The sequence below is a fragment of the Agrobacterium sp. DKPNP3 genome (genome assembly GCF_052686535.1).
On sequence record NZ_JBQYSN010000063.1, the window covers coordinates 22729 to 30154 of the forward strand.

General features: G+C 60.5%; 9 protein-coding genes. 8 read left to right on the forward strand and 1 reads right to left on the reverse strand.

Annotated features, from left to right (window positions below; translation table 11 throughout):
* Nucleotides 1-4 precede the first annotated feature (4 nt).
* Complete coding sequence (ribB, locus tag ACUTJJ_RS16945; protein ID WP_445542857.1) at nt 5-1105, forward strand: 3,4-dihydroxy-2-butanone-4-phosphate synthase; 1101 nt, start codon at nt 5-7, stop codon at nt 1103-1105.
* Nucleotides 1106-1361: 256 nt separating this feature from the next.
* Here ribB and ACUTJJ_RS16950 read toward each other — a convergent pair whose 3' ends face one another.
* Nucleotides 1362-2555, reverse strand: a complete 1194-nt coding sequence (locus tag ACUTJJ_RS16950) for a winged helix-turn-helix domain-containing protein (protein WP_445542864.1) — start codon at nt 2553-2555, stop codon at nt 1362-1364.
* A gap of 112 nt (nt 2556-2667) precedes the next feature.
* Here ACUTJJ_RS16950 and ACUTJJ_RS16955 point away from each other — a divergent pair, with 112 nt between their 5' ends.
* The 7 genes from ACUTJJ_RS16955 to ACUTJJ_RS16985 all read left to right on the forward strand — a co-directional run.
* Entirely contained in the window at nt 2668-3348 is a 681-nt protein-coding gene (locus ACUTJJ_RS16955) for an energy-coupling factor ABC transporter ATP-binding protein (RefSeq protein WP_445542858.1), read from the forward strand.
* Complete coding sequence (locus ACUTJJ_RS16960; RefSeq protein ID WP_445542859.1) at nt 3345-3950, forward strand: CbiQ family ECF transporter T component; 606 nt, start codon at nt 3345-3347, stop codon at nt 3948-3950. The genes ACUTJJ_RS16955 and ACUTJJ_RS16960 overlap by 4 nt, the downstream gene beginning before the upstream one ends.
* A 31-nt stretch (nt 3951-3981) precedes the next feature.
* The gene (locus ACUTJJ_RS16965; protein WP_445542860.1) at nt 3982-4545 is read left to right on the forward strand and encodes a biotin transporter BioY; all 564 of its coding nucleotides are present in this window, start codon (nt 3982-3984) and stop codon (nt 4543-4545) included.
* A gap of 22 nt (nt 4546-4567) precedes the next feature.
* On the forward strand, nt 4568-5503 hold the full coding sequence (locus ACUTJJ_RS16970) for a histone deacetylase family protein (RefSeq protein WP_445542861.1): 936 nt from the start codon (nt 4568-4570) through the stop codon (nt 5501-5503).
* A gap of 2 nt (nt 5504-5505) precedes the next feature.
* Nucleotides 5506-5760 carry an exodeoxyribonuclease VII small subunit gene (locus ACUTJJ_RS16975; protein WP_003503059.1) on the forward strand — a complete coding sequence of 85 codons (255 nt, stop codon included), beginning with the start codon at nt 5506-5508 and terminating at the stop codon, nt 5758-5760.
* Nucleotides 5761-5861: 101 nt separating this feature from the next.
* A complete protein-coding gene (locus ACUTJJ_RS16980; protein WP_445542862.1) occupies nt 5862-6785 on the forward strand; it encodes a pirin family protein in 924 nt (307 codons plus the stop codon).
* Nucleotides 6786-6886: 101 nt separating this feature from the next.
* Nucleotides 6887-7426 (forward strand): 1-deoxy-D-xylulose-5-phosphate synthase N-terminal domain-containing protein (locus ACUTJJ_RS16985; RefSeq protein WP_445542863.1); only part of this gene is annotated, 540 nt, incomplete at its 3' end.

Below are 7426 nucleotides of genomic sequence, written 5' to 3' on the forward strand. Positions count from 1 at the left end.
CACCATGGCCTATGATCAGAAACGCGTCGTCGACGCCATCCGCGCTTTCGAAGCGGGCGAAATCGTCGTCGTGACCGATGATGACGACCGCGAGAACGAAGGCGACCTGATCATTTCGGCGGTTCACTGCACGCCCGAGAAAATGGCGCTGATCGTGCGCCACACGTCAGGCATCGTCTGCGCCCCCATGCCCCGCGAAGAGGCCAAGCGGCTGAACCTCAACGCCATGGTGGCGGAAAATGACAGCGCGCATACCACAGCCTTCACCGTCAGCGTCGATTTCAAGCATGGCACGACGACAGGCATTTCCGCCGATGACCGCACGCTGACCGTTCGCAATCTTGCAAATCCCAATGTCGGCGCATCTGATTTTACCCGGCCGGGCCATATTTTCCCGCTGATTTCCCGCGAGGGCGGCGTGCTGATGCGCTCCGGTCACACCGAAGCGGCGGTCGATCTCTGCCGTCTCGCCGGCCTGCCGCCTATCGGCGTCATCAGCGAACTGGTGAATGACGACGGTACGGTGATGCGTGGCCCCCAGGTTCTGGATTTCGCCGAAAAACACGGCATGAAACACGTGTCGGTCGCCGATCTCATTGCTTATCGCCAGCGCAAGGAAACGCTGGTGGAGATGGAATCCTCCTTCACCATCGAAACGCCCTTCGGGCCTGCCAAGGCGCAGACCTATTCCCTGCCCTGGGACCCGATGCAGCATATGGCTGTTATTTTCGGTGACATCAGGGATGGCATCGACATTCCCGTTCGCCTTCACCCGGAAAACGTCGCCGACGACGTGTTCGGCGATCGCCAGCCGGTGCGGCAGTACATGCAAAAAATAGCCGAGGAAGGCCGCGGCGTCATCGTTTACCTGCGTGAAGGCTCCGTTGGCGTTGGCCAGGTCGCCGGACGGCGCAAGGCACGCGACCCCGATGAAGCGCACGCCCAGGCCCGTTCGCGCGAGAATGAGTGGCTTGAAATCGGCCTTGGCGCGCAAATCCTGAAAGATCTCGGTATCAGCTCCATCAAACTGATGACAACGCGTGAGCGCCACTATGTCGGGCTGGAAGGTTTCGGCATCCAGATTTCGGCGACGGATATCGGGTGAGCTTTGGGTCTTTGCCTAGTCCCATCGCGTAATCGTGAGGCGAGCGGGTGCGGCATTCTCCCCGAAGGCGAGAAGTCCGCGGCAGCGGGATAAGGGTGCAAGCTCTCGCTTCATCTCTGGGGTTGCCCCCTCACCCGACCCTTCGGGCCACCTTCTCCCCGACGGGGAGAATAAACATGCCGCAACGCCGCTGCTCCTTAAGAGCGAGGGGAAGGTGTCCGGACCCGCGCCTCTCACAATATCCTGGGCGACCGACCTACTCCTCCCGCCACCCCTGCAGATAATTCACGCGCTCCACGCCAGTAAACTTCGCCAGCCGCGATAGTTCCGCGTCGAGCTTTTCCAGCCGTCCGGCGGAAGCGCGCACGCCGGGCTCGAGCCACAGGCGACGCACATCCAGCGTGCTGCCTTTTCGCTCCGCCTTCATGTCGATGCGGCCGATGAGACGGTCGCCTTCCAGAAGCGGGAAAACATAATAGCCATATTGCCGTTTCGGCTCCGGCACGAAGACCTCGATCCGGTAATAAAAGCCAAAGAGCCGTTCGGTGCGGTTGCGGTCGCGCAGCAGCGGATCGAACGGGCTCAGGACACGGACGCGGGACGACGGTTCGGGCACGTCCGTCAGGTCAGCGGTGAAATCGGCAAAAGCGTAGGACGGGCGGGCCGTTTCGCCGTCAACGGACAGAAGCGAAACCTCGCAGAGTTCGTCACGATGGCCTTTGACCCAGTCCCTCGCCTCCTGCGGCGTCACAAGATCGAAAAACGCGGCGATTTCGCCGTGGGTGGCGAACCCCAGCCGTTTCAGTGCCTCGCGGCAGGCCCAGTCGATGAATTGGTCGTGCGCCACTTCGGTTTCGTGATGTTCGCCCGGAATGACGCGTTCGGCCAGGTCATAGACCTTCTGGAAGTTCACACGGCCTGATATTGCAAGCTTGCCAGTGTGCCAGAGATATTCCAGCGCGGTCTTGGAGGGATGCCAGTTCCACCAGCCGCCGGACTGGTGCCCCTCTTCCTTCAGTTCACGCGCCAAAACCGGACCGGTGGCGGCGATTCGCTCCAGCGTTTCGCCGAAAGCCGCATCGAAGCCCTCGCCGTGCCATTTGCGCCAGCGCTCCTGAATGATCGGTTCGCGGCGGCGGAAGCGGTGTTTCCAATAGGGGTAAAATTCCGTCGGCACAATGGAGGCGTCATGCGTCCAGTGTTCGAAAAGCGCCCGGTCCTTTTCCAGCAGCGTCGTCAGATGACCTCGCCTGTAGGTCTGGTTACGGGAGAAGATGATCTGGTGGTGGGCGCGCTCCACCGTACCGATGCTGTCCACCTGTACGAAACCCAGATCGGTGATGAGCTGCAGCAGCCCTTCTTTGGAAAGCGCCTTGCCGGGCGGTGAGGAAAGCCCCTGCCGCGCCAGAAAAATCCGCCTTGCCGCCTCGTTCGAAACCTTGACCATCATGCGACCGAAGGTAGAACGGCTTTTTTGCGATTGCAATGTTCTTTTTTTGTTCCTTGTTTTACTTCTGTTGATGAAGCGGTATAGAACCGGCAACGAGCGCGAGGATAGAGACTTGGAAATCCGTTTTAACGCCGCCAGTGTCGTTTTCGAAGGCCGGCAGGTGCTGCAGCCGCTGTCATTGACATTGTTGGAGCGGCGAATCGGCGTGATTGGCCTTAACGGATCGGGCAAAACGACGTTCGCGCGGCTGATCAACGGGCTGAACAAGCCGGACGCGGGCAAAGTGACGGTCAACGGCCTGGACACCGTGACCGATGCCAGGGCTGTCTTGCAGATGGTCGGTTTCATCTTCCAGAACCCGCAGAACCAGATCATCCTGCCCATCGTCCGTGACGATGTCGCCTTCGGCCTGAAACGGCTCGGCCTGAGCAAGACCGAGACGGAAAGCAGAGTGAAGGCCGTTCTATCCCGGCTCGGCATTGCGCATCTGGAGGAAAGGCGCGCGCATGAGCTTTCCGGCGGCGAATTGCAGCTTTCGGCGCTCGCAGCGCTTCTCATCACCCAACCGCAAATCCTCATTCTCGACGAGCCGACCAACCAGCTCGATCTCAAGAACCGGACCATCGTGGAGAAAACCATGGCGGCGCTGCCGCAGGAGCTTGTTGTCATCACCCACGATCTGCCGCTCCTTACCGGCTTCGATCGCGTGCTGGTGTTTCACGAGGGGGCCTTGATCGCTGACGCCCCGCCCGAAGAAGCGGTCGCGCACTATCTGGAGGTGGCATTGCAATGAGATCGCTGCATGTCGACGGAACCGGTTGGCTCTACCGCGTCTCACCGCGCCTCAAACTCCTGACGCTCATGGGCTTCAGCATCGCGCTCTTTCTCACCCGCGATCTGGCGGCGCTTGTTGCCGCGACCGTTCTGGCTGCCGGCGTTCTCAGCGCGACGCGCCTGCCCCTGCGCGACATCGCCCTGCGGCTGCGGCCGGTGATGCTGACGATCTCCCTCGTTGCCGCCTTCAGCTATCTCCTGCTTCCCGTCAATGATGCGAGTGTCAATCTTTTGCGCCTCACGGCACTCGCGCTGCTTGCGACCGCCGTCACCATCACCGTCAGCATCTCGCAGTTCATGGACGAAATCACGCTCGCTGCTGGGCCTCTGGAAAGGTTGGGGCTGCTCAAGGCCGCCGATATCGGGCTTGCCGTCGGGCTGGTGGTGCGCTTCGTGCCTGAAATCGTCAACCGTTACCATGCGGTGCGTGATGCACATCGCGCCCGTGGCCTGCCCGTGCGGATGGCGACGATCGTCGTGCCGCTCGTCATTATGACGTTGAAGGATGCCGATGCCATTGCCGACGCCATTGACGCCCGCGGTTTCAGAGGCCAAAGCTGACAGGCATATAATCTTCAGGAGTTTTAGTGTCATGACGACCCGCGATCTTGTTTTGATTTCTCTTTTTTCCGCCATCATCATTGCGCTTGGTCTTTTGCCGCCAATCACGCTTGGCTTCATTCCGGTGCCAATCACCGCGCAGTCGCTCGGCGTGATGCTGGCCGGTGTGGTGCTGGGCGCGAAGCGCGGCACGCTTGCGGTTCTGCTGACGATCCTGATCGCTGCCATCGGCCTGCCGGTGCTCTCGGGCGGACGCGGCGGCCTTTCGATCTTCACGACACCGACAACGGGCTTCCTGATCGGCTGGATTGCAGCTGTTTTTGTCACCGGTTTCCTCTCGGAAAAATTCGTCCATCGTGGCCAGTCGGCTTTGGCACAGGGCGTCGGTTTCTTCATCGCCAGCCTGATCGGCGGCGTGGTGGTGCTTTATGCTTTCGGCATTTCCTATCTGGCTGTCGTCGTGGGGCTCGGCTTTGAAAAGGCTTTCATGGGTTCGCTCGCCTTCATTCCCGGCGATGCGCTGAAAGCCGTTCTTGCCGCCCTTGCCGGCCGTGCGGTGATGGCCGGTTATCCGCTTCTGCCGCAGCGCGCCTGATTGAAGTCTCAGGGAGGAAAGAATGGCGACCCGACTTTACGAACATCCGATCTTCCTTGAGCATATCACGCCTTCCGGCCATCCCGAGCGGCCAGACCGCCTGCGGTCGCTGAGCATCGCGCTTGAACATCCGAATTTCGAGCGGCTGGACCGGAAGGAAGCGCCGCAGGCCAATGAAGACGCGGCCCTGCTGGCCCATCCGGAAGAGCATCTTCTTGCCGTGATGCGGCAGGTTCCCGAAGAGGACGGTGAGATCAACCGGATCGAGTCCGACACCTATCTCTCCCCCAAAAGCCTTCAGGCTGCGCTGACCGGCATCGGCGCCGCCATGGCGGCCGTGGATGACGTGTTTACCGGTGCCGCCGACAACGTCTTCGTCGCATCCCGCCCGCCCGGCCACCATGCCGAGACCGCCAAGGCCATGGGTTTCTGTCTGTTCAACAATGTGGCGATTGCCGCCCGCCATGCGCAGAAGGCGCACGGCGCGGAGCGTATCGCCATCATCGACTGGGACGTGCATCACGGCAACGGTACGCAGGATATCTTCTGGAACGACACATCCGTGCTGTTCTGCTCCACCCACCAGATGCCGCTTTACCCGTGGAGCGGTGACAAGAACGAAACCGGCGTGAAGAACAACATCGTCAACGCGCCGCTTTCGCCCAATACCGGTAGCGAGCATTTTCGCGAGGCCTTCAAATCGCGCGTGCTGCCGGCGATTGCGGATTTTTCGCCTGATCTCATTCTCATCTCTGCCGGTTTCGACGCGCATCACCGCGATCCGCTCGCGCAGATCAATCTGGTGGGAGAGGATTTCGACTGGGCGACGGGCCGGCTTCTGGAGATGGCGGATAAATACACATCGAACCGGGTCGTCAGCCTGCTGGAAGGCGGTTATGATCTGGAAGGGCTGGCGGAATCGGCAGCCATGCATATCTTGAGAATGATGAAGGGTTGAACATGACGGAAAATGCCAACACAGCCGATGTCAGCGGTTATTCGTTCGAAAAAGCCGTCGCCGAGCTGGAAAGCATTGTCGCACGCCTGGAACGCGGAGACGTGGCGCTGGACGAATCCATCGCCATCTATGAGCGCGGCGAAGCCCTGAAGAAGCATTGCGAAACGCTGCTGAACGCTGCCGAAAAGCGCATCGAGAAGATCCGTCTCGACCGCGCAGGCAAGCCGCAGGGTGTGGAGCCGCTCGACGGGGAATAAACACGTCCTGTTGAACGGTGTGACGCTGCGTTCATCATTACAGCGCTCCCGTCCCGTTCCATTCGTGTTAAGCTTCCGCGTAACAATACGAGGAGCTGACCATGTCCTTCTTTCCCGGCAACGACCCCGTCGCGGGCGATGCCTTTGCCTGCGACGCCATCGAGAACCTCATCATTCCGCGCACCAGCGACATTGGCGGTTTTGCCGTGCGCCGGGCGCTGCCGACCCGGCAGCGGCGGCTTGTCGGCCCGTTCATCTTTTTTGACCGCATGGGGCCGGCGATCCTGAAGGCGGGTGAGGCGCTCGACGTCAAGCCGCATCCGCATATCGGGCTTTCCACGGTGACCTATCTGTTCGACGGCGAAATCAAGCATCGCGACAGTCTCGGCACCGAGCTTGTCATCCGCCCCGGCGACATCAACCTGATGACGGCCGGGCGCGGCATCGTGCATTCGGAACGCACGCCGGAAAACCTGCGCGGCCATCCGCTGTCCATGTCCGGCCTGCAGACCTGGCTTGCCCTGCCCGATCATATGGAGGAAATCGACCCGGCTTTTGCGCATACCGCGAAAGAAGAGATGCCGCTGATCGATATCAAGGGCGCATCCGGCCGGGTGGTGATCGGCGAATTCGAAGGCCTCACCTCCCCCGTTTCGGCCTTTACCGACACGCTGTATGTCGACCTGACCCTGGAGCCGGGCGTAAAGTTCCCCTTCTCCGCCGATCATGAAGAGCGGGCGATCTATATTCTGTCCGGTTCGCTGGATGTGGCCGGCGATATCTTCGCCGCCGACCAGCTGCTCGTTTTCCGGCCCGGCGACGACATCACGCTCCAGGCCGGCAGCAATGGCTGTCACATCATGATCTTTGGCGGGGCAGCACTGAATGAGCGCCGTTACATCTGGTGGAACTTCGTTTCGTCATCAAAAGAACGCATAGAGCAGGCCAAACAGGAGTGGAGAACAAGTCGCTTCGACATCGTTCCCGGTGACGAAGAAGAGTTTGTCCCTTTGCCGGAAGGTTGAAATTCTATAGAAGTATACGACATGCATGGCTCACCCGACGGCTTTCGCGATGAAAGACGTTCTCACGCGCCGCCCGGAGACCACCAGAAAAGGCCGAACGATTGACCGGAATGCCACAGACACCATTGCTTGACCGGGTGAATTTTCCCTCCGATCTCAAGGAGATCGATGATCGCGACCTGCCGGAACTGGCCAGGGAACTGCGCGACGAGATGATTGACGCCGTGTCGAAGACCGGCGGCCATCTGGGTGCCGGCCTTGGTGTCGTGGAACTGACGATTGCCATCCACAAAGTATTCAATACGCCGGAAGACCGGCTGATCTTCGATGTCGGCCATCAATGTTATCCGCACAAGATCCTGACCGGCCGGCGTGATCGCATCCGCACGCTGCGCCAGGAAAACGGGCTTTCCGGGTTCACCCGGCGGGCCGAAAGCGAATATGATGATTTCGGCGCCGGTCACTCTTCCACCTCCATTTCCGCCGGTCTCGGCATGGCGGTGGCGGCGGGTCTCGATGGCAGCGACCGCAAGGTGATCGCTGTCATCGGTGACGGTTCCATGTCTGCCGGCATGGCGTTTGAGGCGTTGAACAATGCCGGCGCGCTCGATGCGCGGCTGATCGTCATCTTGAACGACAAC